Raw genomic sequence first — 23728 nt, 5'->3', positions numbered from 1 at the left:
GGGCACAGAGTTCAAGAGGGCCATCAAGGCCCCGATACAGGCGGATCGTAGGGTATGTCGGGCAGGACACCCCGGAAAATCGCCGTCCTCATGGGCGGCCTCTCATCGGAGCGCGAGGTCTCGTTGTCGACGGGCCGCGGCTGCGCGCACGCTTTGCGCGAAGAAGGCTTCGACGTGACCGAGATCGACGCGGGTCCCGACCTCGTGGACGATCTGCGCGCCGCGGCGCCGGACGTGGTCTTCAACGCACTGCACGGACCCGGCGGAGAAGATGGCGTGGTCCAGGGGCTGATGGACTGGCTGGGCTATCGGTACACGCATTCCGGCGTGCTGGCCTCGGCATTGGCCATCGACAAGAGCCGAACCAAGGACATCTACCGCCAGCACGGTCTGCCAGTCGCGGAGAGCCGGCTGGTCCCGAAGGCAGATGTGCAAAAAGCACATCCGATGCCCGCCCCATACGTGGTCAAGCCCAACGACGAGGGGTCTTCGGTCGGGATCTACATCGTGCCCGAAGGCGCGAGTTCCCCGCCGATCCTGGCCGAGACGATGCCGGACATCGTCATGGTCGAAGCCTATGCCCCCGGCCGGGAGCTGACCTGCACCGTCCTGGGCGACGAGGCGCTGGGGGTCACGGAAATCCTCACCGACGGGTGGTACGACTACGAGGCGAAATACGAGGAGGGCGGCAGCCGTCACGTCCTGCCGGCCGATCTGCCGGCCGAGATCACCGAACTCGTCCGCGACATGGCCCTTCGGGCGCATCACATGCTTGGGTGCCGGTCGATCAGCCGGACCGACTTTCGCTGGGACGAGAGCCGTGGCCGGGACGGATTGATCGTCCTCGAAACCAACACGCAGCCGGGCATGACGCCGACATCGCTGACGCCCGAGCAGGCGGCCCATGCCGGGCTGTCCTTCGGCGCGCTCTGCCGCCGCCTGGTGGAGGACGCATGGCGAACGTGAAGCCCGATCCCGCGCCCTCGAAGTGGCGCTACCGGCTGGAGCGGTTGTGGCTCACCCCACTCTTCCGCGCGCTGGTCCGGACGGGCATCCCGTCATTCACCCTCGTGTTCCTGTTCGCCTGGTACATCAACGACCCCCACCGGATCGAAGCGATCCGGACCGGTTGGCAAAATGCCGTCGACGCCGTTCAGGATCGACCCGAATTCATGGTCGGGCTGCTCCGGATCGAAGGCGCGGGCCAGCAATTGCAGGCGGACATCCAGGAGGCGCTGCCGCTCGAATTGCCCATCTCCCGCTTCAAGCTCGATCTGGCGGAATTGCGCGCGGAGCTCGAGAAGCTGGATCCCGTCCGGTCGGTCGAGCTGCGGATCAAGTCCGGCGGCGTCCTTCTTCTTCGGGTCACGGAGCGGACTCCGGCGGTTGTCTGGCGGGGCGAGGACGGGATCGACGTGCTGGATGCGGAGGGCCACCGGGTGGCGACGCTCGACAGCCTCGATGCCGCCGGAGCGCTGCCGCTCATCTCCGGCGAGGGCGCGGCCGAAGTCGTACCCGAAGCGCTGACCCTGCTGCGCTCGGCGGACCCCATTCGCGACAGGCTGGTGGGTCTGGTCCGGATCGGCGACCGTCGCTGGGACGTGATCCTGACCGGCGGCACACGGATCCTGCTGCCGGAAGTCGCGCCTGCGGCGGCGCTCGACCGGGCGCTTGCGATGCATGAGGCACGCGACGTGCTGTCGCGCGATATCGCCGCGCTCGACCTGCGACTGCCACGGCGCGCGACGCTGCGCCTCAATCCGGGTGCGGTCGCCGAGCTCAAGCGGATGCAGCAGGTCCAGAGGTTGTCTTACGAGGAAGCGGAGGACGGATGAGCCGTTTGTTCCAGGCCCAACGCGCGATGCGGCGCAAGCGACAGGCTGCCTTGCAGCGGGGCGTCGTGGCGATCTTGGACGTGGGGACGTTTCAGACGTCCTGCCTTGTCCTGCGCTTCGAAGAGAACACGCCCGAAGGCGAGGGCGTCGGCCACATGGCCGGCCAGTCCAACTTCCGTGTGATCGGCGCGGCGACGACCCGGTCGCGGGGGGTCCGCTGCGGAGAGGTCGTCTCGATGCCCGAGACCGAGCGGGCGATCCGGACCGCCGTGCAGGCGGCGCAGAAGATGGCCGGTATCCGCGTGGACCACGTCATCGCCTGCTTCGCGGGTGGACGGCCGGGAAGCTTCGGGCTGACGGGCGAGGTCCTGCTGGAGGACGGACCTTGCGCCGTGCAGGACGTCGCGCGGGTTCTGGCAAGCGTCGACCGCCCCGATCTGGGGCCGGGCCGCGAGGTTCTGCATGCCCAGCCGGTGAATTTCGGGATCGACCATCGGGCGCAGCTGCGCGACCCGCGTGGCCAGACCGGCGAGGTTCTGCGCGCCGACATGCACCTGCTGTCGGTGGACGACCATGCGATCGAGAATCTGCTGACCTGTATCCATCGCTGCGACCTGGAGATCGCGGGTCTGGCCTCGGCGCCCTATGCCGCCGCGACGAGCGCGCTGGTCGAGGACGAGAAGGAACTCGGCGCCGCGTGCATCGACATGGGTGCGGGAACGACCGGGATCAGCGTGTTTCTGCGCCGTCACATGGTCTATGCGAATACGGTCCGCATCGGCGGCGACCACATCACGAGCGACATAGGGCAAGGGCTGCGCATCCCCCGCGAGATGGCCGAAAAGATCAAATGCCGCTATGGCGGGGTTCAGGCGACGGGCATGGACGACCGGGAGATCATCGCCCTCGAGGCGGAAACCGGTGACTGGCATCACGACCGCCGCTCGGCGACGCGGACGGAGCTTATCGGGATCATTCGACCCCGGGTCGAAGAGATGCTGGAAGAGGCCCGCAAGTGCCTCGACGATGCGGGGTTCGCACACCTTCCGGGGCAGCGGATCGTCCTGACCGGCGGTGCGAGCCAGTTGCCGGGTCTCGATGGCCTAGCGGCTCGGATCCTGGGAAATCAGGTTCGTCTGGGTCGGCCGCTGCGGGTTCAGGGACTGCCCGCGATGGCGAAGGGGCCGGCATTTGCGGCCTGCGTGGGGCTTTGCATGCAGGGCGCAGAGCCGCAGGACGAGTTCTGGGATTTCGATCTGAAGCCGCATCAGGCGTCGGGTCGCACGCTCCACAAGGCCGTGCGGTGGTTCCGGGACAATTGGTAGGAATACGTTGACTTTGCCGGGTCCGGCGTGGAATTCGTTAATCGCCGTTAACCACCTTTCGCAATATAGGGTCGGGGCGGTTTGAATGGGGCGGCGGTGCCGTCGAATTGCGTAACGAGACGCGGTGGTATGCGGGATCCGTACTGATCTCTCTGAGGCCGACCGCGTCGGGGCTTGGGGGTTAAGATGCCGGTCTCTGCGAATTATTCTTTTTTTGGAAATGGTAACTGGACGTTGGATGCCGTCGGCGGCGCCGCGACAGATGGCGGGACGCTGGAACTGCTGATCCCGGAAGGATCGACGGTGGAAGCCGCGTTCCTTTATCAGACGACGTACAGCGCCACGGTGGGCGGCCTTTCCGTCACGCTCGAAGGTGAAGAAGTCACTGGCGACGAGTTCACGGCGCTTGGGGTCAACAACAACCTTCAGGCCTGGCGGGCGGATGTTACCGATCTGATCGACGATCTCGTCGGAGATGGGGACGATGCGACGATCGAAATCGACGTCGATGCATCTACGACTTCGTTGGCTCTCGACGGCTATGTCCTTGCCGTGGCCTACAGCAATCCGGACGAGGCAGAACGCTCGATCGTTTTCCTGGACGGATTTTCGAACAGTTCCGGCGATACCGCGACGGTCGGCTTCGCAGAGGCGGTCGATACATCCGTCGACGGCTTTGAGGCGCTGCTTTCGCTTGGCATCGGCTTTGGCTTCCAGGGCGGATCACAGGACTCGGAGGTCGATATCGACGGTCGGCGTCTGACCAGTTCGGCTGGCGGGCAGGACGACGGTCTGGGCACGAACGGGGGTCTGGTGACCGTGGGCGGCACCGGAGACGATCCGGCCAACCCGGCGGACCCCTTCGCATCCGCGAACGCCGATCCCCGGCTGGACGACGAATTGTACGACCTCGCCCAGGGTAACGATGTCGATGGAACCCCCTTCATCGCGGACGGGGCCACATCTCTCGTTCTGAATACGCGGAACGCGTCCGGGGACGACAACATCTTCTTCGTGGGCCTCAACATCCTCGCCGATGCCCGGGTCGATACGGACGCCAACGACCGCCCCGATGCGCGCGACGACACGGCGATGACCGATGAAGGCGTGGCCATCGCTGCGATCGACGTCCTCGGCAACGATGTCGATGCCGACGGAGACATCCTCGCCATTGCCGCTTTCGACGCGATCTCCGCAAATGGCAGCACGATTGCGGAGAATGCGGACGGAACGCTGAGCTATACGCCCGCGGCGGGCTTTGCGGGCGACGACACCTTCACCTACACCGTGACCGATGGCGAACTGACGGATACCGCGACCGTGACCGTCACCGTAGAGGAAGACGACGACGACCCCGTGGTCATAGAGGGTCAGCGTCTGGTCGACCGCGACAGGGACTCGCTGGAGGTCGGTGCCGACGGTAACGACACGATCTACGGCCTGTTCGGTGACGATCTTCTTGTCGGCAACGGCGGAAATGACCGCATGTTCGGCGGAGACGGCGACGACACGCTGGAAGGCGGCGACGGCGACGATCTGATGAATGGCGGCGATGGCGCCGACGAGTTGATCGGAGGCGATGGAAACGATCGGATGAAAGGCGGCGCCGGCGAAGATACCGTTGATGGCGGGGCCGGGAACGATCGGATCTGGGGCGGCTTCGATTCCGACCTGCTGCTTGTCGGCGAAGGCGACGATAACCTCCGGACGGGTCTCGGTGTCGTAGGCGACGGTGCGGCCGATACGATCCTGGTGGATGTTCTGGCGAACGGGGACGATTTCGTCTTCGGCTTCGAGGGCGGCCTGGATCGGATCGACCTGAACGGGTTCGACGCGACGGTAAGCTTCGAGAACGACAACACCGTCGTGGCGCTGGACGGTGGCGGCACGATCACCCTCTTCGGGCTGAGCGAGGCCGATTTCACCGCGATCTCGGGCGACATCTTCGTCTGATCCGGACATCACGCGTTTCTGGAGCGGGCGCCCGGACCCACCGGGCGCCCGCTTTCCGTTCCGGTCTGTAGAAAGGAGATCCTGCGGTTTCATGAAGGCTACGTCGGCGCCCGGACCGGCTTGCAACAGGAAATCCGCTTTCCGGCACGTGTTTCTTGCTTTTTGGCGTGACGCGCGGAAACGCAGCGGTTAGAATCACTGCCAATGGCTCGGGAACAGGGCTGTGGCAGAAATATACAGGTGGACAGAGCAATGACATTGAATCTCTCCATGCCCGGCGGCGCTCCGGAGCATGATCTGCGGCCTCGCATCACGGTGTTTGGCGTTGGTGGGGCTGGCGGAAACGCAGTCAACAACATGATCCAGAAGGATCTGGAAGGCGTCGAATTCGTCGTGGCGAACACGGATGCGCAGGCGCTTCAGCAGAACCAGGCACAGGCTCGCATCCAACTTGGCGCACGCGTCACCGAGGGTCTGGGCGCAGGAGCCCGTCCCGAGGTCGGAGCCAGCGCCGCCGAAGAGACCATCGAAGAGATCGTGGACCGCCTCGCCGGTGCGCATATGTGTTTCATCACCGCCGGGATGGGCGGGGGCACCGGCACCGGGGCCGCCCCGATCATCGCGCAAGCGGCGCGGGAACTCGGCATCCTCACCGTCGGCGTGGTGACCAAGCCGTTCGCCTTCGAAGGCGCCAAGCGGATGCGCCAGGCCGAGGAAGGCGCCGAGGCGCTCCAGAAGGTCGTCGATACGCTGATCATCATCCCGAACCAGAATCTGTTCCGGCTGGCCAACGAGAAGACGACCTTCACCGAGGCGTTCCAACTGGCCGACGACGTGCTCTATCAGGGCGTCAAGGGCGTGACCGATCTGATGGTCCGCCCGGGCATGATCAATCTCGACTTCGCCGACGTCCGGTCGGTGATGGACGAGATGGGCAAGGCCATGATGGGCACCGGCGAAGCGACTGGCGAGGACCGCGCGCAGGTCGCCGCCGAGAAGGCCATCGCCAACCCGCTTCTGGACGAGCTGTCGCTGAATGGGGCGAAGGGTGTGCTGATCAACATCACGGGTGGCTACGACCTGACGCTGTTCGAGATGGACGAGGCCGCGAACGTGATCCGGGAGCAGGTCGATACCGATGCGAACATCATCGTCGGCTCGACCCTCGACCCGGAGATGGAAGGCTCGATGCGGGTTTCGGTCGTCGCGACCGGGATCGACGCCACCGCCGAGAACGCCGCACCGGCACCGATGCCGCGCCGCCGGCTGAGCGAGCCGACCGCTCCGGTCGAGGTTCAGACCGCTGCGGCCACCGCGATCGCGTCCGAGCCGGAGGTCGTGGCCGAACCCGCGCCCGAGCCGGAAGAGGTCTTCGCCCGCGAGGAAGCGCCGGCCGCGTCGTTCTTCGATGCGATGGAAGCGCAGGCCGCTGAAGAGGAGAGCGCAGCGGACGACTTCTTCGGCCGTCCGGCAGAGCCCACCTACGAGGCGCCCCGTCCGTCCGCCCCGCTTCAGGCAGCGGAGCCGACCGCACCGGCCTTTGTCACGGCCCGCCCGGCCGCCGGGACGCCGACGCCGGAAGCCATCGCGCGCCTGCGCGCAGCCGTCGAGAAAGGGGCCGCGTCCCGGCCGGCGGAAACCCCTGCGGAGCCGCCCCGCACCGGCGACGCACGCTTCGGCATCAGCAGCCTGATCAACCGGATGACGGGATCCGCGGACACGGCGCCGCAGCGTGTCGAGCCGCGCGCGGCAGAGCCTGCCAGCACGGTCGACCCTGACGAGGAACGGATCGAGATCCCGGCCTTCCTCCGGCGCCAGGCGAACTGACCGAGCCAAAACTCACCCTGAAACGGCGGCCCCCGGGGTCGCCGTTTTGCGTTTCTGGACGTCACGTCAGGATCACGTTCGCCTGCCGATATTCCTGCAAATCGCGTTCTGCGTCTCTTTCAACGCCTTGATTTTTCTGCCGTCTGCCGTTCACCAAGGCATTTGAGCGGAAATCTGCTCATCGTCCGATGCGGTTCCGTTGCACCCCGTAACGCAGCTTGAATTGCTTGGACGGGGTCCTTTCTCTAGCTGATCCTCACCAGAAAAGGCGCCCGCCAAATGTGGCGTCGGGAACCAGATGAGTGAGGCAAGCCATGCAGACGACAGTTCGGAATGCGATCCGCTTCTCCGGCGTGGGCCTCCACAGCGGGGCGCCCGCGCGGATGACGATCCATCCTGCCGGAGCGCATCACGGGATCTGGTTCCGCCGGACCGATCTCGACGGGAACACGATGATTCCCGCGCGCCATGACGCGGTGGAGCGCTCGCCGCTTTGCACGTTGCTCGTCAACGAGGCGGGCGTGTCGGTCTCGACCGTGGAGCATGTGATGGCCGCGCTTTCGGGCTGCGGCGTGCTGAACGCGGTCGTGGATGTCGACGGGCCGGAAGTGCCGATCCTCGATGGATCCGCGATCGAATTCGTCCGCGCCATCCTCGCGACCGGTGTGCGCCGGTTGGACGCGCCGGTCCACGCGATCGAAGTGCTGCGCCGGGTCTTCGTGACGGACGGATCCGGCAGCGCCGAATTGACCCCCGCCGCCGAGCTCGAGATCGACTTCTCGATCGAATTTCCGGACGCCGCCATCGGACGGCAGCACAAGGTTCTGCGTCTATCGAACGGCACCTTCGTGCGTGAACTCTGCGACAGTCGGACGTTCTGTCGCCAATCCGACGTCGACGCCATGCGGGCCGCGGGCAAGGCCCTGGGTGGAAGTTACGACAACGCGGTCGTCGTCGATGGCGCCAAGGTCCTAAACCCGGGCGGGCTCCGCCATGCGGACGAAGCCGTGCGCCACAAGATGCTCGACGCGATGGGAGATCTCGCACTGGCCGGTGCGCCCATTCTCGGGCGCTATACCGGTCTCAAGGCGGGCCATGCCCTGACGAACAAGCTGCTTCACGCGCTGTTCTCGGATCCTTTGGCGTATCGCATCCGGACGCTGAAGACCGAAGAGTGCCGGATCCTCCCGGGCGCCGGGCTCGAGCGTGACCGCTTCGCCCACGTTTGACTCTTTCCGTCCCGCTGCCGCTTCACACCATCGGACGGCGCCGCTAAGGTGCCGCCGGATGGGAACGATGAAGGCCTGAGGGACGCGCCCGCATGATGCACGCTCCGCGCTACGCTCTGGTCGCTATGGCCGTCACCCTGCTGTCCGCATGCGGGGGCGGAAACGACGTGGCCCTCGAAGATACGGATCCGGAAACGATCTATCAGCGGGCCGAGCGGGAGCTTGCGTCGGGCGATGCGGACGACGCAGCCGGCCTCTTCTCCGAGATCGAGCGGCTCTACCCCTATTCCGAATGGGCGAAACGTGCCCTCATCATGCAGGCGTTCGCCTACCATCAGGACCGCGACTACGAGAATGCGCGCGCCGCTGCGCAGCGGTTCATCGACTTCTACCCGGTGGACGAGGATGCGGCCTATGCACAGTACCTGCTTGCGCTGTCCTACTACGACCAGATCGACCAGGTGGGGCGCGATCAGGGTCTGACCTTCCAGGCGCTTCAGGCCTTGCGGACCGTGATCGAGCGCTATCCCGAGAGCGAATACGCGCGCTCCTCGATCCTGAAGTTCGACCTCGCCTTCGACCATCTCGCGGCCAAGGAGATGGAAATCGGGCGCTACTACCTGAAGCGCGGTCACTATCCGGCGGCCATCAACAGGTTCCGTGCCGTCGTTGAAGAGTTCCAGACCACCACGCATACTCCCGAGGCTCTGATGCGTCTCGTCGAGGCCTATCTGGCGCTCGGGCTGGAAGACGAGGCGCAGACCGCCGGGGCGATCCTCGGCTACAACTTCCAGGCCTCGCCGTTCTATGACGATGCGTTCCGGCAATTGACGGGGCAGGGCCTTTCGCCCGAAGCGCGTGGGTCGGGCTGGCTGCGGTCCATCTACGACAGGACGATCCGCGGACGCTGGCTCTGAGGCCTGCTCGACCGTCGGGGCGAAACGACCGTAGGGATGGCTGGATCAGACCGACTGGCGCAGCGCCCGGGCCGGCGATAGACCGGCGGCATGCTCCGCTCGCTCGACATTCGCGACATGCTCATCATCGATCGGCTGTCTCTCGATCTCGGAGCCGGCCTCAATGTCCTGACCGGCGAGACGGGGGCGGGAAAATCGATCTTGCTCGACAGTCTGGGCTTCGTTCTCGGCTGGCGCGGCCGCGCGGCTCTGGTGCGCGATGGGGCGGCCCAGGGCGAAGTCACGGCGGAGTTCCGGATCGGTGTGGACCATCCGGCGCGCACAGTGCTGCGCGACGCCGGGATAGAGGCCGATGACGACGAACTCCTCCTGCGGCGCGTAAACACGGCCGACGGACGAAAGACGGCGTGGGTCAACGGAACCCGCGTGTCCGGCGATGTCTTGCGGGCCTTGTCGGACACGCTTCTGGAACTGCATGGACAACACGACGACAAGGGCCTGCTCGATGCGCGGGTTCATCGCGACCTTCTCGACGCCTTTGCCAGTATCGACCTCTCGGAGGTCCGCGCCGCGTGGACCGGGCTCGGGCAGGCCCGCCGTGCCCTTCGCGACGCGGAAGCCCGCATCGAAGCGGTGAAGGCCGAGGAGGACTTTCTCCGCCATGCCGTGGCCGAATTCGATGCCCTGGACCCGCAGCCGGGCGAGGAGGCCGATCTCGACGCAAGGCGCAGGATGATGCAGGGCGCCGGGCGGGTTCGCGAGGACGTCGCGAAAGCGTTGCAGGCAATCGGACCGAACGGGGCGGAAGCCCTGATGACCGACGCGACACGATGGCTGGAGGACGCCTCCGCCGAGATGGACGAGACGCTTGGCCCGGCCGTGGATGCGTTGGGCCGCGCGATGGCGGAACTGGGCGAGGCCCAGTCCCGCGTCGAGGGCGCCTTGGACGCGCTCGATTTCGATCCGCACGAACTGGAGAACGTGGAGGAGCGGCTGTTCGCGATCCGCGCGCTCGCCCGCAAGCACGGCGTCCTTGCCGACGATCTGGCGGGCTTCGGTGCCGACCTTCGATCGCGCCTGGACTTGCTCGACGCGTCGGCATCGGAGATCGACGCGTTGGAGGCCAGGCTCAAGAGCGCGTCTGCCGGATACAAGGCCGCAGCCGACGCGGTCGGTGCGCAGCGGCGAGAGGCGGCAACGCGGCTGGACCGAGCCATGGCCGCGGAGCTTGCACCGCTTCGGATGGAGCGGGCCGTTTTCACCACGCGGATCAGCGCGGGAAATGCCGGCCCGACCGGTCACGACGACGTGGCTTTCGAGGTCGCGACCAATCCCGGCGCTCCGGCGGGAGCGCTGAACAAGATCGCCTCGGGGGGCGAGTTGTCCCGCTTCCTTCTCGCGCTGAAGGTCTGTCTGGTCGGAGGAGAAAGCGGGCGAACCCTCATCTTCGACGAGATCGACCGTGGCGTGGGTGGTGCGACCGCCGATGCCGTAGGCCGACGTCTGAAAGCGCTCGCGGAACAGGGACAGGTCTTGGTGGTCACCCACTCGCCTCAGGTCGCCGCACTCGGTGCGCATCATTGGCGCGTCGAGAAGCGGATCGAGGAGCGGGAGGGGGCGGAGATCACCGTCAGCCGTGTTCTTCCGGTCGCCGAGGGCGAGCGGGTCGACGAATTGGCCCGGATGCTGGCCGGCGACACCGTGACCGACGCGGCAAGGGCGGCGGCGCAGGCGCTGCTGGACGCCGCCTGAAAGATCGCCGGTGGCCGGCGGTCCGCAACGCGGATGAGTCCGTGGCCTCTTGGTGGCGCCGCCCTGGGCGCTCACCCGTATCGGTGTGGACGCTGGAGGCGTGATTGGTGCCGCGGCTCGGCTCGCGATCAGGAGACCGGCCGTCCGCGGCATCGCGTCAGATGATGCGTTTCGTGCTCCGGCGTTCCGCGATCAGTTCCCGGAGGCGTGGGCGTATATCCTCGTGGATATCGCGCAGGCCGCGGGTCTGCGACAGCAGGGCGGGATCGCCGCCGGTTCGAGCCAGCCCTTGCAGAAAGCCGGCCACGAAGCCGGGGGAAACCTCTTCATCTTCGAGCATCCGTTCCGCATAGGCCAGATCCTCGACCAGGGCGAGGCGATCCGGGACAACGGTTTCGCGGCTGAGCCTCCGAACACCCTTAGGATGATGCTCACTCGGCAGATGGGCGAGGATCGCCTGCTGGAAGACCGCGATGCTTTCGATCGGCTTCGCGAGGAACCCGTCCGCGCCGGCCACCTTCGCAGCCGTCTCGGCCTCCGATCGGTCGACACCGGACGTGGCGAGGATGACCTTCGGGCGGTATTGCGCGGTCGTCAGGCGTTCGATGAGGGTCAGGCCGGAGCCGTCGGGCAGGCCCAGATCGACGATGGCGACATCGGCGAGATAGGTCCTGAGATGGCGTTCTGCGCTTGCGATGCAATCCGCGCGGCGGATCCGCGCACCCGACCGAAGACAGAGCAGGCGCAGCGCCTCGGACGCGAAGCGACTATCCTCGACCGCAAGGACGGTGAGCCCCAGAAGCGGCCGCTGCGCGGTCGGCGTGAGGGGGCGGGTGTGAAGCGTCAGATCGTCCATCGGGTCCTCCGGTGTCTTGAGCCTTCGCGTCAAATTGCCCAGATGGATTTAAGAAAGCATGAAGACGGCCGGCTGATCCGGCGCTGACCGGAGGGATCCCATGATCGGACGACTCAATCACGTGGCCATAGCCGTGCCGGACCTGGAGGCCGCAGCCGCCCAGTATCGGGATACGCTCGGCGCGAAGGTCGGCGACCCTCAGGACGAGCCCGACCATGGGGTGACGGTCATCTTCGTGGAATTGCCCAACACGAAGATCGAGTTCCTCTATCCGCTGGGCGACAACAGCCCAATCGCCGGCTTCCTCGAAAAGAACCCGTCGGGCGGCATCCACCATGTCTGCTATGAGGTGGACGACATCCGAGAGGCCCGTGACAAATTGCAAGCCTCTGGCGCTCGCGTCCTCGGTGATGGAGAGCCGAAGATCGGCGCCCATGGAAATCCGGTGTTGTTCCTTCATCCGAAGGATTTCACCGGGACCCTCGTGGAACTCGAACAGGTTGCCCCCTCATGATCGGATGGTTTTCCGCATTCGTGCTGTTCGCGATGGTCTGGGCGATGGTCATGCTCGTTCTGCTGCAGACCGGCGTCACGACACAGGGGGACGAAGGGCGAAAGCTGTCGGGAACACATGCCTCGGCGCCGGTCGCCGTGGGGCTGAAGCGGCGCCTCTGGCTCGCGACGGGTATCGCGCTCGTCATCTGGGTGCCGCTGTGCTGGCTTATCGTCTCTGGCTTGATTACGATCGATGGCCTTCGTGCGGTCACAGGACGCCCGCCCCTGGACTGAGCTATTCCGATCTATGTTTCCGGTATCGGCATAGTGGCGGTTCGTCCGTCGCAGATTGCCGAAATCGGGAACGATGACGCCGCAGTTCCGACCGGTTTCCGCTCTAGCCTGCCTTTCGGGGGCCAAGATGCGGATAATTCAATGATGGCACTGCGTGTCCTGCTGTATCGCTTGTACCGTCTGAGGCGACTGGTTCTGTCGGCCATAACCCTGCCGCTCCTCCTGGCGATCGTGATCGCTGGCTTTGCGGGCGGATGGACCTACGGCCTGCTCCCGCTGGCCCTTCTTCCCGCGGCACACGCGTTGCGCTATCCGCATGAATGGTCCGAGACCCTGATGGTGTCGGCCGTCCTGATGGCGGTGATCTATCCGTTGGGGATCGTCGGGACGTTCCTCGGCCCGTTCGGGTTGATCGTGCTCTTCTGCGTTGCGCTGGCAGGTGGTGTCGCGCTGTTTGCCTGGCTGACGCAGATCGTCCCGGAATGGCTGAACGAAGGCCCTGCCGAGGCGGTGACGCTGGAAGCACGCACCCGGTCCCGACTTTCCGTGGCGACGCTGCGGGAGCGGGTTCTCCTTCGCCCCGGCCGGCGGGATGCGCGGATCACGTGCGGTGCCGCGGATGCGGGTGGAAAATTCTCTGTGACATGCACATTCCCGCCCATGCGCCGTGGCGGCTTCGAACTTCAGGCTGCGGCGCTCAGGTTCCGCGCGCGCCGCGAGGAAGATGCCGGGGGCTGGGACGAGGTCCGCACGGTTTCGGACGACGGCAAGGATGTCTCCGCCCTGCGCCTCCGGTTCCGGAAAACCGTTCTGGGAACGCTGATCGAGGCGGAAGAGGTCACCGAACCCGTGACACGCGGCCACGCGATCGGCCTTTGGCTGGTGGATGGACTCGCGGATCTTCTGACCGACGAATTGGACCGGGCTGCCGGTCGGCCCGTCCGCTCGATCCGGTTCACGGTTCCCGACAGCCTCGTTTCGGAAATCCAGCGCTTCGTGCACCGTCCCCGGCAGGTGGAGCGGACGGAAAGCGCACCGATGAAAGTCGCCACCTCCACCGCCGCCGCGATCATTCCCGAGCCGCAGGGCATGACCGAACCGATGAGCGAGGAAGAGCGCCTCGTCGCGGAAGTGCAGCGCCGACTCGCAGGAGAGGGCGCACCGGCCTGACAGGACTCTCGGGTGGGCTCCCGGCCGTGATCCGCAGGGCGATAGCCATGTCGCACCACGCCTGACCCCCGCGCGGCGGGCATTCCGACGATCGTCGATTGCCAGGCCCCGATTTGCAAATCTGGTGGATTTCACGCCGCCGATCGCCGAAGCGCCGTGCTGCAAAGCGGGCCGGTCCCAAGGAGAGTGTCGGCCGGTCGCAGACCGATCGGAAGATCCGCGATCTTCGATGCGCCGTCCGACCTCCGAAGACAGGAGCGCGACCGGCGGACGCACTTCCTCCTGCGGCGCTATCGCCTACATTGGTGGCAGGTGTCCGCGTTGACCCTCACGGGGGCGCGGGCTACACCGCCACCCGTTACCGGGCGCCAGACCGCCCGGCCTATCCCGAGAGGTGAGACATGGGCGTCCAGACCGGGCTGAACACCGCGGATGCGGACAAGGAACACGCCACGCAGCTTCTGAACCGGGAGTTGCAGGACAAGGGGTTCCTCCTCACCTCGACGGAGGACATCATCAACTGGGCGCGTACCGGCAGCCTTCACTGGATGACGTTCGGTCTGGCCTGTTGTGCCGTCGAGATGATGCACACGGCCATGCCGCGCTACGACATGGAGCGGTTCGGGACCGCCCCTCGCGCCAGCCCGCGCCAGTCAGACCTGATGATCGTGGCCGGCACGCTGACCAACAAGATGGCGCCCGCGCTGCGCAAGGTCTACGACCAGATGCCCGAGCCGCGCTACGTGCTGTCGATGGGGTCCTGCGCAAATGGCGGCGGGTACTACCATTACAGCTACAGCGTGGTGCGCGGCTGCGACCGCATCGTTCCGGTCGACCTGTACGTGCCCGGCTGCCCGCCCACGGCCGAGGCGCTGCTCTACGGTCTCTTGCAGCTCCAGCGGAAGATCCGCCGGACCGGTACGCTCGTTCGATAAGGAGGCTCTGATGGCTCTCGTGACGACCCCGCACATGGCCGACCCCGCCTCGCTGGAGGAACTAGCCGCGCATGTCGAACTGAAGCAGCCCGATCTGGTCTCGTCGAGCATGATCGACCGGGGCGAGTTGACGCTGGATTGCACCTCGTCCGACATCCCCGCGCTCGTCGAGTTCCTCAAGACCGACGAGACGTGCCGTTTCGCCTCTCTGGTCGACATCACGGCCGTCGATTATCCCGGCGACGACCGGCGTTTCGCCGTCGTCTACCACTTCCTCAGCATGTACCGGAATCAGCGCATCCGGCTGCGCGCCCGCGTCCGCGAGGACGAGGTGGTGCCCTCGATCATCGGCATCCACCCTTCGGCCGACTGGTTCGAGCGCGAGGTGTTCGACATGTTCGGCATCCTCTTCTCCGGCCACCCGGACCTGCGGCGCATCCTGACGGATTACGGCTTCCGAGGGCACCCGCTGCGCAAGGACTTCCCGACGACGGGCTATACTGAGCTGCGCTACGACGAGGTGCAGAAGCGCGTGGTCTACGAGCCGGTGAAGCTGACGCAGGAATACCGGATGTTCGATTTCGAGAGCCCGTGGGAGGGCGCGGAATACGTGCTGCCGGGCGATGAGAAGGGCGGGGAGGCGAACTGATGTACGCCGTGCAAACCTATGGCCCTGTGGTCGGCTGGGGGATGGTGATCCTCCTCACGGTCATCGTCGCCGGATGGCTGGCGCATCTCGCCGGACAGTCCCCGGCCCTCGGTCTGGTCGCACTGATCCCGGTCGCGGGACTCCTGATATTTGCTGTACTGGTCATCAGCCGTCGGGGCAGGGCCATGCGTAATGAAAGAGCGGCCCGATGGGCCGAAGAAGAGAGGGTGAAGTGATGGACGGCGACCTGAACCCGCGCGGCTACGAAGACGCCCTCACCGGCGAGCAGAAGATCCGCAACTTCAACCTGAACTTCGGTCCCCAGCATCCGGCGGCCCACGGCGTGCTTCGCCTCGTTCTCGAACTCGACGGCGAAGTCGTGGAGCGCTGCGACCCGCATATCGGTCTGCTGCATCGTGGCACCGAAAAGCTGATGGAGAGCCGGACCTACCTGCAGAACCTGCCCTATCTGGACCGCCTCGACTACGTGGCGCCGTTCAATCAGGAGCATGTCTGGTGCATGGCGATCGAAAAGCTGACGGGTATCCAGATCCCGCGCCGCGCCAGCCTGATCCGCGTCCTTTTCTGCGAGATCGGTCGCATCCTCAGCCATCTGCTCAACGTCACGACGCAGGCGATGGACGTGGGCGCGCTGACGCCGCCCCTCTGGGGCTTCGAGGAGCGTGAGAAGCTGATGGTCTTCTGCGAGCGGGCCTCGGGCGGGCGGATGCACATGGCCTATTGCCGCCCCGGCGGCGTGCATCAGGACCTACCGCCCGATCTGATCGACGACATCGAGGAATGGTGCGAGCACTTCCCCGCCGTGATGGACGACATCGACGGCCTGATCACAGAGAACCGCATCTTCAAGCAGCGCAACGTGGATATCTGCGTCGTCAGCGAGCAGGAGGTGATGGACTGGGGCTTCTCCGGCGTGATGGCACGCGGGTCCGGTCTGGCCTGGGACCTACGGCGCGCGCAGCCCTACGAACTCTATGACGAGTTCGACTTCCTCATCCCCACCGGCACGAACGGCGATTGCTACGACCGCTACCTCGTCCGGATGGAAGAGATACGCCAGTCGCTGTCGATCATGAAGCAGTGCATCGCCAAGCTGCGCGAACCCGAGGGCGGGGGAGACGTGCTGGCGCGCGGCAAGCTGACACCGCCAAAGCGCGGCGACATGAAGACCTCGATGGAAGCACTGATCCATCACTTCAAGCTCTATACCGAAGGCTTCCACGTCCCCGCCGGCGAAGTCTATGCGGCGGCCGAGAACCCGAAGGGCGAGTTCGGCGTCTACATGGTTTCGGACGGGTCGAACAAACCCTACCGCGCCAAGCTGCGCGCCCCGGGCTACCTGCACTTGCAGGCGATGGACCACGTGTCGAAGGGCCACCAGCTCGCCGACGTGGCCGCGATCATCGGCACGCTGGACGTGGTGTTCGGGGAGATCGACCGATGAGAACGCAGCGGGTCGTCGAATGCGACGCGCATGGTGCGACCCGCGCGGCCTTCATCTGCAAACATCTTGTGGCATCTCTGGATGATCGCGTGAACCGGGGCGTGAACTGTGTTCGAAGTGACATCGGAGAGGTTAACGCATGGTGCGATGCCTGCGATGCACGTTTGATCGCGGATGGCGGCGCCTAAAATGACGCGAACGAAGCATTCGCGAAGATACAATTCGTCTGCGAAGGCTGCTTTCGCTCGCTAGGTGAGACGAACACGATGAGAGATATGACCTGATGCTCCGCCGCCTGCACCCAGACCAACCCGACACCTTCGCCTTCACGCCCGCCAACCAGGAATGGGCCGAGGCGCAGATCACCAAGTATCCCGAAGGCCGTCAGGCCAGCGCGGTGATCCCGCTCCTTTGGCGCGCGCAGGAGCAGGAGGGATGGCTCACCCGGCCGGCGATGGAGCATGTCGCCGAGATGCTGGGCATGGCCTATATCCGCGTGCTCGAAGTCGCGACCTTCTACTTCATGTTCCAGCTCCGTCCGGTGGGCAGCGTAGCCCATATTCAGATCTGCGGCACCACGTCCTGCATGATCTGCGGTGCCGAGGATCTGGTCGAAGTCTGCCGCAAGGAGATCGCGCCCAAACCCCATCAGATCAGTGAGGACGGCAAGCTGAGCTGGGAGGAGGTCGAATGCCTCGGGGCTTGCGCGAATGCGCCGATGGCCCAGATCGGCAAGGACTATTACGAAGACCTGACGACCGAGCGCTTCGAAGAGATGCTGCGCGAGTTCCGCGCCGGCGAAGTTCCGACGCCGGGCCCGCAGGCGGGCCGCTGGGCGTCCGAGCCGGCAGGCGGGGTGACGTCACTGACGGACCACGCCGAAGCGCCGGACGAGAAGGCCAATGCTTCCGTCGCGCTGGCCACCTCGATCGGGGACACGATCAAGCGGATCGACGGGACCGAGGTCCCGCTGGTCGCGCCTTGGGGCAAGGCCAGCCAGGCCGACGAGGACCCGCAAGCGGCGTCCCGCGATCCGCTGCTCGGACCCAGCGGGCCCGATGGCAAACAGGGCGGTCGCGTGGCCGACGAGGCAGAGGCTCCGCGCAGCCGGGGCGACGCCAGCGACGGTCGCGCGAATGTGCGCGGCTCCGAGGCGACGGCCCGTGCGAAACCCGAACCGGGGAGTGTCGCACCGGATCCGGAAGGCAAGCCGGGCGACGGTCTGGGTGCCGATGCCACGGCCGCGGAAAAGGGTGTCGATCCCGGACCGCAGGTCACCGGCACGACCGATGACGACGGTGAGCCGAAAGGGACCAAGACCGCGGCCGAATCCACCTCCACGCCCGATGGATCCACCGGTTCCGGAAGCCCCGAGGGCGCGTCCGGCGACATCTCGGCGCCGCGGGCGGATGCGCAACAGGCTCCGGTCGGCCCGGGCGGGTTGTCGGAGCAGCGCGGCAGTGCCCCGGCCGCCGGCAGCACCCATGGCCACGACGCGCAGACCGAATCCGGCGGCGTGGCCGGCGGGCCCGAGATCGGCGCCGAAGGCCCCGGTACACGCCCGGACGCCCTGAAGGCGCCGCGCGACGGCCAGGCCGATGATCTGAAGCGGATCAGGGGGATCGGTCCCAAGCTGGAGACGCTCTGCAACGACCTCGGCTTCTACCATTTCGACCAGATCGCTGGCTGGTCGGACGACGAAGTCGCCTGGGTCGATAGCAACCTCGAAGGCTTCAAGGGACGCGTGACCCGTGACGAATGGGTCAAACAGGCTAAACTCCTTGCCAGCGGGGGCGAGACCGAGTTCTCTTCCCGCGTGGACAAGGGAGACGTCTACTGAGGCCGGCGGTAGCGGGCTCCCCTTATGACGGGAGTGCGCAATGCAACAGGAAATCCGTCCCGTAGGGACGTTGGAGAGCACAGCCATCTGCTTCGGAGTCGCGGCACTCGCGGGCTTCGGTGCAATGGTCATGCTGTATCTCCTGGCGGATTGGACCCCGCTTCAGGCCATCTTCAGTGGCGGTGCGATCGGAACGATCCTCGCCGTCTTGCTGATCGCGACGATCGGACGGCCGCAGCCCGCGCCGACCCTCATGACCGGCCAGATGGAGATGCCGACGGAAAGCCGGTCAAAGGCGACCTCGCCGGGTCAGCCAGGTGAACCGGCCATGCCCGAGCCGATGGGGCCGCGCGATCTGAGCGCGCCGTCGCCGCACCGGAACGAGATCCCGGGTTCCATCATCTCTTCGACGGATACGCTCGAGCCGCATCCGATCGCCAAGATACTGGAAACGCCGAAGGTCGAGGCTGTACCCGCGACGCGGATCCCGTCACCGGCACCGATCAATGCGGCCGACCCGGCCGTGGCGCGGCCGGTGGGCGTGACCTCCGATCCCCGGCCGATGGGTCAGCCGGCGCCGCTGAACGGCAAGGTCGTCTCACCCGAGCCGCCCGTCGCGCCGCCCTTCGCGGCTGGTGCCGCTTCGTCGGCACCCGCGGCGAACCGAAACGAGGCCGCACCCGGTGGCGGGGACGCCCCTGCGCCCACGGCGTCGGCGGCGGCACAGAGCTACAACGAGACCGACCCGATGCCGGATGCCGTCGCCCGCACGTCGGAGCCTGCGGGCGTGGCGCCGAAATCCAGCGGTAGCAGCGCCGCGGCCGCGGCTGCGGGTGAAGCGCAGGAGGAACAGAAGCCCGTCACCCTCGACGCGCCGAAGGATGGAAAGGCGGATGATCTGAAGATGATCAAGGGCGTCGGACCGAAGCTCGAAAAGCTCTGCAATGAGCTCGGCTTCTATCATTTCGCCCAGATCGCCGCATGGACGCCGGCCGAGGTGGCCTGGGTCGACCGCCATCTTGAAGGCTTCAAGGGGCGCGTCAGCCGGGACGATTGGGTTGCTCAGGCCAAGCTGCTGGCCGATGGCGGCGAGACGGAGTTCTCGAAAAAAGTCGGGGACGGCGGCGTCTACTGAGCCTTTCCGCAGGGTGCGACGGCGGGCGCGCTTGACGGCGCGCCCGCCTTTCCATTGATAGGGGGCAAATGACCGACCCAGCCGAAATCGCGCGGAAGCAGCGCCGGATCGCGGCCGTGATCCTCGGGGCCATGGCGCTCTGGATCGTGGCCCTGTTTCTCGGACAGGCCCTGGGCCTGCCGCCGCGTGTGGCAGGGCTGATCGATCTGGCCGTTCTAGCCGTGCTCGGCTGGGCGATCTTCATGGCGTTGCGTCTCTGGCGCGCCCGCAAGGAGTGAGAGCGATGCTCAAGGACGAAGACCGCATCTTCACCAACCTCTATGGCATGCACGATCGCACCCTCGCCGGGGCGAAGGCGCGCGGGCATTGGGACGGCACGAAGGATCTGATCGGTCTGGGTCGGGACAAGATCGTCCAGATCATGAAGGATTCAGGCCTGCGGGGCCGGGGCGGCGCGGGCTTCCCCACCGGCCTGAAGTGGTCGTTCATGCCCAAGGAGAGCGACGGCAGGCCCGCCTATCTCGTCGTGAACGCCGACGAGTCCGAGCCCGGAACCTGCAAGGACCGGGAGATCATGCGCCATGATCCCCACACGCTGATCGAGGGCTGCCTGATCGCCAGTTTCGCGATGGGGGCGCATGCTTGCTACATCTACATCCGCGGCGAATACATCCGCGAGAAGGAAGCCCTGCAGAACGCGATCGACGAGGCCTACGATGCAGGCCTGATCGGGCGCAACGCCTGCGGGTCCGGCTGGGATTTCGATCTGTACCTGCATCACGGCGCGGGCGCCTATATCTGCGGCGAGGAAACGGCCCTGATCGAAAGCCTCGAGGGCAAGAAGGGCATGCCGCGCATGAAGCCGCCCTTCCCGGCGGGGGCGGGCCTCTACGGCTGCCCGACGACCGTGAACAACGTCGAGTCGATTGCCGTCGTGCCCACGATCCTGCGCCGCGGTGCCGAGTGGTTCGCCCAGTTCGGCCGGCCCAACAATGCGGGCACCAAGCTCTTTGCGATCTCGGGTCACGTGAACCGTCCCTGCGTCGTCGAGGAGGCCATGTCGATCCCGTTCCAGGAACTGATCGACAAGCATTGCGGCGGGATCCGTGGAGGCTGGGACAACCTCAAGGCCATCATCCCCGGCGGGTCGTCGGTGCCGCTCTTGCCACGCGAAATCGCGCGCGAGGCGATCATGGATTTCGATTGGCTGCGCGAGCAGAAATCCGGCCTGGGAACGGCCGCCGTGATCGTGATGGACGAGTCCACCGACATCATCAAGGCCATCTGGCGGCTGAGCGCGTTCTACAAGCACGAGAGTTGTGGCCAGTGCACGCCGTGTCGCGAGGGCACGGGATGGATGATGCGGGTCATGGACCGGCTGGTGAAGGGCGAGGCGGAGGTCGAGGAGATCGACATGCTGCTGGACGTCACAAAGCAGGTGGAGGGACATACGATCTGCGCCCTCGGCGACGCGGCAGCCTGGCCGATCCAGGGCCTGATCCGACACTTCCGGGATGAGATCGAGGATCGGATCAAGGCCAAGCGCACCGGCAGGGTGACGGCGGCAGTGGCCGCCGAATGATCCGGACCGCGGTGTTCGGCGTCTCATTCGCTGCCGTGGCTGCGTTCAACCTGACATCGGCGGCGGTGTCGTCGAGCTCGTAGCCCAAGGCCTCGCTGGTTCTGGAAGGTCGACTGCGGGCTTGGTCTGGCTTGTTGGCCCGGCCTGAATGGGGAGGGGCCGCGCCCCGCACGCAACAATGTCGCGCTACGTCACTTTCCCGTCTTACCCCCACCGCTCTGCGTGTTATTGCCGGATCCGAAACAATTGACGCGCGAGTAAAGATGAGACGTCGTTTGAATGCCGGGGCGATCCTGGCCGCATTCTTCTTAGCAGCCTGCCAGACCAGCGGACCGGCCGATCCCCGTGTGCTGCAGCAGACGACCCGGCAATTCGGAATCGATTTGGCGCTGGCCAGCCTGGCCGCCGAGAATTGCGGTGATCTGCGCCTCATCGGCGGATCGACGGAGGCAGCCTCGCGGCAATATGTCGAGCAGATGCTGGCCCGAGGCTACTCCCCCCGGCAGATCGGCGAGACGACGGCAGCCATCGACGAGGACGAGGCCGGCCGCGAGGCGATCGCCTACCTCGAGGATCGTGGCGTGACCCCCGGCGATACGGCGCGGCTCTGCACTGTTGCGCGCGGCGAGGTGGCCGCAGGCACCCGGTTCGGACGCTATCTGAGGGCGACGTGATGGAGGCCTATTCGCATGCGCTCGCCGCGATGGCCGGCTGGGCAATCCTTATGGTCGTCCTGACGATCTTCTCTGTCGCGGGGACGCCGAAGGCCCGGACCGAATCCGGCCATCCGGTTCGCGACTATTCTGATCCGGCCTACCGGCGCCACCGCGCACTCCAGAACGCGATGGAGACGACGGGCCCGTTCCTCGCTGCGCTTCTCGCCGCGATGCTGACCGGTGCCGCCCCGTTCTGGGTCAACCTGTTCGCATCGGTCTTCCTGGTCGCCCGGATCGCGATGGCGGTGATCCATATCGCGACGGAGATCCAGCCCTTGCGCTCCGCGGCCTGGATGGTCGCGTCGATTTGCGTGCTGGCGCTGGCCCTGATGGCCGGATGGGCGGCATTTCTATGAGGTTCCTCCTGCTCCTTTCTGTGCTGGCCTTCCCCGCCTCGGCCGAGGGGGTGCCCGATTGGTATCTCGATGCGGTCTTCGCCGCTTCGACGGCCAGCCGTGTGGCACAGGCCTGTCCGACCCTCGACATCGACGCCGACGCGGCCGCGCGCGCGACCCGAGAGATGACGGCCCGGCTCGACGGCGAAGGTCACAGTGCAGAGCAGGTCTCCGTCCGGCTGGCGGGCGATGCGTCCGGTCTCCGGTCCAGGCAGAGCGCGTTCCTCAAGCGCCACGCCCTTGCGGAAGACCCCTCGGCAGAGGCAATGTGCGCCGCAGGCCGGCTGGAAATGCGTCTGCGGACGCGGGTCGGTGCGCTGTTGCGAGAGGTGGAATGAGATTTGTCCTGATCTGCGCGCTGATCGCGCCTCTCGCCGGGTGTGGTGCTATCGGAAGCCTGTCCTCCGGGGCGAGTTCTCCGTTCGGGCAAGGCATCCGCGGCAGTGCGACCGAGGTGGACGGCATCCGGTTCCGGTCGCGTGTACGGGCCGAAGAGCGGGGGTCGCGGAACTTCACCGTGGCGACGGCGGGGGCTCAGCGGAACGTACCGGCTGCCCTTGAGGCCGGGCGGCAGCGGGCGGTGGAGTATTGCCTGACCCGGTTCGGGGAAAGCGACATCGCCTGGACGATCTCTCCGGATCGCCCCGTTGCGGAGGTTTCGATCGCCGATGGCGGTGCCCTCCAGCTTGCCGGGGCGTGTATATCACGCTGATTTCAAACGCGTCTTCCTCTGGCGTCTTGATGTCATTGAATATCCGCGAGGTCGTGCCAAGGTCTTGCCGGGACCGATGAACCACCGGAGGCCGATGATGCGCCACCTGATCGCCGCGCTGATGCTGGCCGCGACGCCCGCAAGTGCCGACCTCAACGATGAACGGACGATTTCCGAGGGGCTGATCCTGATCGGGATCGCCTACGAGATCTCGGAGGTCTGTCCCGATATCGCCCCCCGTCGGCTGCGGGGTCTGAATGCGCTTTTGACACTGCGATCAATGGCTTACGATCTGGGCTACTCCAGGGCCGAGGTCGAGGCCTATATCGATGACGATGCCGAGAAGGACCGGCTCGAGGCGATCGCGCGACAGCGTCTGGAACGGCTGGGCGCCAAGCCGGGGGACGTCGAATCCCACTGCGTCGTCGGCCGGTCGGAGGTCGCGAAGGACAGCCAGGTCGGACGGCTTCTGAACCCGAACTAGGGGGCCAAATCCTGCGAAATTCGTGTGCACCCCCTGTGCACCCCCCGTGCACCCCCCTGTCTGCACAATCGGCACCGGGTCGGTTGCGCGCCGCCTTGCGCGGCCCGCCCGGGAGCGGATCGGACGGGGCATCGAGCCCCGTCCGATCCGGGCCTCCGGCGG

At 66.1% G+C, this 23728-nt stretch carries 25 protein-coding genes; 24 read left to right on the top strand and 1 reads right to left on the bottom strand.

Features of this window, described 5'->3' with window-relative positions; all coding sequences use genetic code 11:
- The first annotated feature begins 90 nt into the window (after positions 1–90).
- From jaqu_RS11925 to recN, 8 genes are all read left to right on the top strand, one after another.
- Positions 91–966: a D-alanine--D-alanine ligase gene (locus jaqu_RS11925; RefSeq protein ID WP_236687846.1), complete on the top strand. Its 876-nt coding sequence runs from the start codon at positions 91–93 to the stop codon at positions 964–966.
- The gene (locus tag jaqu_RS11920; RefSeq protein WP_043919214.1) at positions 954–1835 is read left to right on the top strand and encodes a cell division protein FtsQ/DivIB; all 882 of its coding nucleotides are present in this window, start codon (positions 954–956) and stop codon (positions 1833–1835) included. The genes jaqu_RS11925 and jaqu_RS11920 overlap by 13 nt, the downstream gene beginning before the upstream one ends.
- Positions 1832–3160 carry a cell division protein FtsA gene (ftsA, locus tag jaqu_RS11915; RefSeq protein ID WP_043919213.1) on the top strand — a complete coding sequence of 443 codons (1329 nt, stop codon included), beginning with the start codon at positions 1832–1834 and terminating at the stop codon, positions 3158–3160. Before jaqu_RS11920 ends, ftsA begins: the two co-directional genes overlap by 4 nt.
- Positions 3161–3394: 234 nt before the next feature.
- Entirely contained in the window at positions 3395–5113 is a 1719-nt protein-coding gene (locus tag jaqu_RS20695) for a calcium-binding protein (RefSeq protein ID WP_052500937.1), read from the top strand.
- Positions 5114–5365: 252 nt separating this feature from the next.
- Positions 5366–6940 (top strand): cell division protein FtsZ, encoded by a 1575-nt coding sequence (gene ftsZ / locus jaqu_RS11905; RefSeq protein ID WP_043919212.1) that lies wholly within the window; start codon positions 5366–5368, stop codon positions 6938–6940.
- A 314-nt stretch (positions 6941–7254) separates the two neighbouring features.
- Positions 7255–8169 carry a UDP-3-O-acyl-N-acetylglucosamine deacetylase gene (gene lpxC, locus jaqu_RS11900; protein ID WP_043919211.1) on the top strand — a complete coding sequence of 305 codons (915 nt, stop codon included), beginning with the start codon at positions 7255–7257 and terminating at the stop codon, positions 8167–8169.
- A gap of 92 nt (positions 8170–8261) precedes the next feature.
- Entirely contained in the window at positions 8262–9086 is an 825-nt protein-coding gene (locus tag jaqu_RS11895) for an outer membrane protein assembly factor BamD (protein ID WP_043919210.1), read from the top strand.
- A gap of 90 nt (positions 9087–9176) precedes the next feature.
- Positions 9177–10838, top strand: coding sequence for a DNA repair protein RecN (gene recN, locus jaqu_RS11890; protein WP_043919209.1), 1662 nt, complete (start codon positions 9177–9179; stop codon positions 10836–10838).
- 157 nt (positions 10839–10995) lie between these two features.
- On the opposite strand, the gene jaqu_RS11885 is transcribed toward recN, so the two are convergent.
- Positions 10996–11694, bottom strand: coding sequence for a response regulator (locus jaqu_RS11885; RefSeq protein ID WP_043919208.1), 699 nt, complete (start codon positions 11692–11694; stop codon positions 10996–10998).
- A 100-nt stretch (positions 11695–11794) separates the two neighbouring features.
- Here jaqu_RS11885 and mce point away from each other — a divergent pair, with 100 nt between their 5' ends.
- The 16 genes from mce to jaqu_RS11800 all read left to right on the top strand — a co-directional run bounded on the left by mce (position 11795) and on the right by jaqu_RS11800 (position 23566).
- Positions 11795–12208, top strand: coding sequence for a methylmalonyl-CoA epimerase (mce, locus tag jaqu_RS11880; protein ID WP_043919207.1), 414 nt, complete (start codon positions 11795–11797; stop codon positions 12206–12208).
- Positions 12205–12483, top strand: coding sequence for a DUF1467 family protein (locus tag jaqu_RS11875; protein ID WP_052500936.1), 279 nt, complete (start codon positions 12205–12207; stop codon positions 12481–12483). The genes mce and jaqu_RS11875 overlap by 4 nt, the downstream gene beginning before the upstream one ends.
- Before the next feature lie 141 nt (positions 12484–12624).
- On the top strand, positions 12625–13653 hold the full coding sequence (locus tag jaqu_RS11870) for a hypothetical protein (protein WP_043919206.1): 1029 nt from the start codon (positions 12625–12627) through the stop codon (positions 13651–13653).
- A gap of 401 nt (positions 13654–14054) precedes the next feature.
- On the top strand, positions 14055–14588 hold the full coding sequence (locus jaqu_RS11865) for a NuoB/complex I 20 kDa subunit family protein (protein ID WP_043919205.1): 534 nt from the start codon (positions 14055–14057) through the stop codon (positions 14586–14588).
- A 10-nt stretch (positions 14589–14598) separates the two neighbouring features.
- Positions 14599–15237: an NADH-quinone oxidoreductase subunit C gene (locus jaqu_RS11860; RefSeq protein WP_392387219.1), complete on the top strand. Its 639-nt coding sequence runs from the start codon at positions 14599–14601 to the stop codon at positions 15235–15237.
- Positions 15237–15473, top strand: coding sequence for a hypothetical protein (locus jaqu_RS11855; protein ID WP_043919204.1), 237 nt, complete (start codon positions 15237–15239; stop codon positions 15471–15473). The genes jaqu_RS11860 and jaqu_RS11855 overlap by 1 nt, the downstream gene beginning before the upstream one ends.
- Positions 15473–16702 carry an NADH-quinone oxidoreductase subunit D gene (locus tag jaqu_RS11850; protein WP_043919203.1) on the top strand — a complete coding sequence of 410 codons (1230 nt, stop codon included), beginning with the start codon at positions 15473–15475 and terminating at the stop codon, positions 16700–16702. Before jaqu_RS11855 ends, jaqu_RS11850 begins: the two co-directional genes overlap by 1 nt.
- 283 nt (positions 16703–16985) lie before the next feature.
- Positions 16986–18542 (top strand): NADH-quinone oxidoreductase subunit NuoE, encoded by a 1557-nt coding sequence (gene nuoE, locus jaqu_RS11840; RefSeq protein WP_043919201.1) that lies wholly within the window; start codon positions 16986–16988, stop codon positions 18540–18542.
- Between the two features lie 40 nt (positions 18543–18582).
- Entirely contained in the window at positions 18583–19677 is a 1095-nt protein-coding gene (locus jaqu_RS22090; RefSeq protein WP_236687845.1) for a hypothetical protein, read from the top strand.
- 68 nt (positions 19678–19745) lie between these two features.
- Entirely contained in the window at positions 19746–19955 is a 210-nt protein-coding gene (locus jaqu_RS11830) for a DUF5337 domain-containing protein (RefSeq protein ID WP_043919200.1), read from the top strand.
- 5 nt (positions 19956–19960) lie between these two features.
- Complete coding sequence (nuoF, locus tag jaqu_RS11825; protein ID WP_043919199.1) at positions 19961–21259, top strand: NADH-quinone oxidoreductase subunit NuoF; 1299 nt, start codon at positions 19961–19963, stop codon at positions 21257–21259.
- 263 nt (positions 21260–21522) lie between these two features.
- Complete coding sequence (locus tag jaqu_RS11820; RefSeq protein ID WP_141134340.1) at positions 21523–21933, top strand: DUF5333 family protein; 411 nt, start codon at positions 21523–21525, stop codon at positions 21931–21933.
- The gene (locus jaqu_RS11815) at positions 21933–22331 is read left to right on the top strand and encodes an MAPEG family protein (protein ID WP_043919197.1); all 399 of its coding nucleotides are present in this window, start codon (positions 21933–21935) and stop codon (positions 22329–22331) included. The genes jaqu_RS11820 and jaqu_RS11815 overlap by 1 nt, the downstream gene beginning before the upstream one ends.
- Complete coding sequence (locus tag jaqu_RS11810; RefSeq protein WP_043919196.1) at positions 22328–22708, top strand: DUF5333 family protein; 381 nt, start codon at positions 22328–22330, stop codon at positions 22706–22708. Before jaqu_RS11815 ends, jaqu_RS11810 begins: the two co-directional genes overlap by 4 nt.
- Positions 22705–23082 (top strand): hypothetical protein, encoded by a 378-nt coding sequence (locus jaqu_RS20690; protein ID WP_052500935.1) that lies wholly within the window; start codon positions 22705–22707, stop codon positions 23080–23082. The genes jaqu_RS11810 and jaqu_RS20690 overlap by 4 nt, the downstream gene beginning before the upstream one ends.
- 97 nt (positions 23083–23179) lie before the next feature.
- A complete protein-coding gene (locus tag jaqu_RS11800) occupies positions 23180–23566 on the top strand; it encodes a DUF5333 domain-containing protein (protein ID WP_043919252.1) in 387 nt (128 codons plus the stop codon).
- Positions 23567–23728: the final 162 nt, after the last annotated feature.

Source organism: Jannaschia aquimarina, assembly GCF_000877395.1.
Taxonomy (GTDB): Bacteria; Pseudomonadota; Alphaproteobacteria; order Rhodobacterales; family Rhodobacteraceae; genus Jannaschia; species Jannaschia aquimarina.
This window is presented reverse-complemented; position numbering and strand designations above follow the sequence as displayed.

Bases quoted from the DNA above. Each gene is read 5' to 3' on its own strand.
- jaqu_RS11925 (WP_236687846.1), top strand. From the start codon at position 91: ATGGGCGGCCTCTCATCGGAGCGCGAGGTCTCGTTGTCGACGGGCCGC.
- jaqu_RS11815 (WP_043919197.1), top strand. From the start codon at position 21,933: ATGGAGGCCTATTCGCATGCGCTCGCCGCGATGGCCGGCTGGGCAATC.
- jaqu_RS11850 (WP_043919203.1), top strand. From the start codon at position 15,473: ATGGACGGCGACCTGAACCCGCGCGGCTACGAAGACGCCCTCACCGGC.
- jaqu_RS11875 (WP_052500936.1), top strand. From the start codon at position 12,205: ATGATCGGATGGTTTTCCGCATTCGTGCTGTTCGCGATGGTCTGGGCG.
- jaqu_RS11870 (WP_043919206.1), top strand. From the start codon at position 12,625: ATGATGGCACTGCGTGTCCTGCTGTATCGCTTGTACCGTCTGAGGCGA.
- jaqu_RS11885 (WP_043919208.1), bottom strand. From the start codon at position 11,694: ATGGACGATCTGACGCTTCACACCCGCCCCCTCACGCCGACCGCGCAG.
- ftsA (WP_043919213.1), top strand. From the start codon at position 1,832: ATGAGCCGTTTGTTCCAGGCCCAACGCGCGATGCGGCGCAAGCGACAG.
- nuoE (WP_043919201.1), top strand. From the start codon at position 16,986: ATGCTCCGCCGCCTGCACCCAGACCAACCCGACACCTTCGCCTTCACG.
- nuoF (WP_043919199.1), top strand. From the start codon at position 19,961: ATGCTCAAGGACGAAGACCGCATCTTCACCAACCTCTATGGCATGCAC.
- mce (WP_043919207.1), top strand. From the start codon at position 11,795: ATGATCGGACGACTCAATCACGTGGCCATAGCCGTGCCGGACCTGGAG.
- jaqu_RS11865 (WP_043919205.1), top strand. From the start codon at position 14,055: ATGGGCGTCCAGACCGGGCTGAACACCGCGGATGCGGACAAGGAACAC.
- recN (WP_043919209.1), top strand. From the start codon at position 9,177: ATGCTCCGCTCGCTCGACATTCGCGACATGCTCATCATCGATCGGCTG.
- jaqu_RS11810 (WP_043919196.1), top strand. From the start codon at position 22,328: ATGAGGTTCCTCCTGCTCCTTTCTGTGCTGGCCTTCCCCGCCTCGGCC.
- jaqu_RS11860 (WP_392387219.1), top strand. From the start codon at position 14,599: ATGGCTCTCGTGACGACCCCGCACATGGCCGACCCCGCCTCGCTGGAG.
- lpxC (WP_043919211.1), top strand. From the start codon at position 7,255: ATGCAGACGACAGTTCGGAATGCGATCCGCTTCTCCGGCGTGGGCCTC.
- jaqu_RS11820 (WP_141134340.1), top strand. From the start codon at position 21,523: ATGAGACGTCGTTTGAATGCCGGGGCGATCCTGGCCGCATTCTTCTTA.
- jaqu_RS22090 (WP_236687845.1), top strand. From the start codon at position 18,583: ATGCAACAGGAAATCCGTCCCGTAGGGACGTTGGAGAGCACAGCCATC.
- jaqu_RS11920 (WP_043919214.1), top strand. From the start codon at position 954: ATGGCGAACGTGAAGCCCGATCCCGCGCCCTCGAAGTGGCGCTACCGG.
- jaqu_RS11830 (WP_043919200.1), top strand. From the start codon at position 19,746: ATGACCGACCCAGCCGAAATCGCGCGGAAGCAGCGCCGGATCGCGGCC.
- jaqu_RS11855 (WP_043919204.1), top strand. From the start codon at position 15,237: ATGTACGCCGTGCAAACCTATGGCCCTGTGGTCGGCTGGGGGATGGTG.
- jaqu_RS20690 (WP_052500935.1), top strand. From the start codon at position 22,705: ATGAGATTTGTCCTGATCTGCGCGCTGATCGCGCCTCTCGCCGGGTGT.
- jaqu_RS11895 (WP_043919210.1), top strand. From the start codon at position 8,262: ATGATGCACGCTCCGCGCTACGCTCTGGTCGCTATGGCCGTCACCCTG.
- ftsZ (WP_043919212.1), top strand. From the start codon at position 5,366: ATGACATTGAATCTCTCCATGCCCGGCGGCGCTCCGGAGCATGATCTG.
- jaqu_RS11800 (WP_043919252.1), top strand. From the start codon at position 23,180: ATGCGCCACCTGATCGCCGCGCTGATGCTGGCCGCGACGCCCGCAAGT.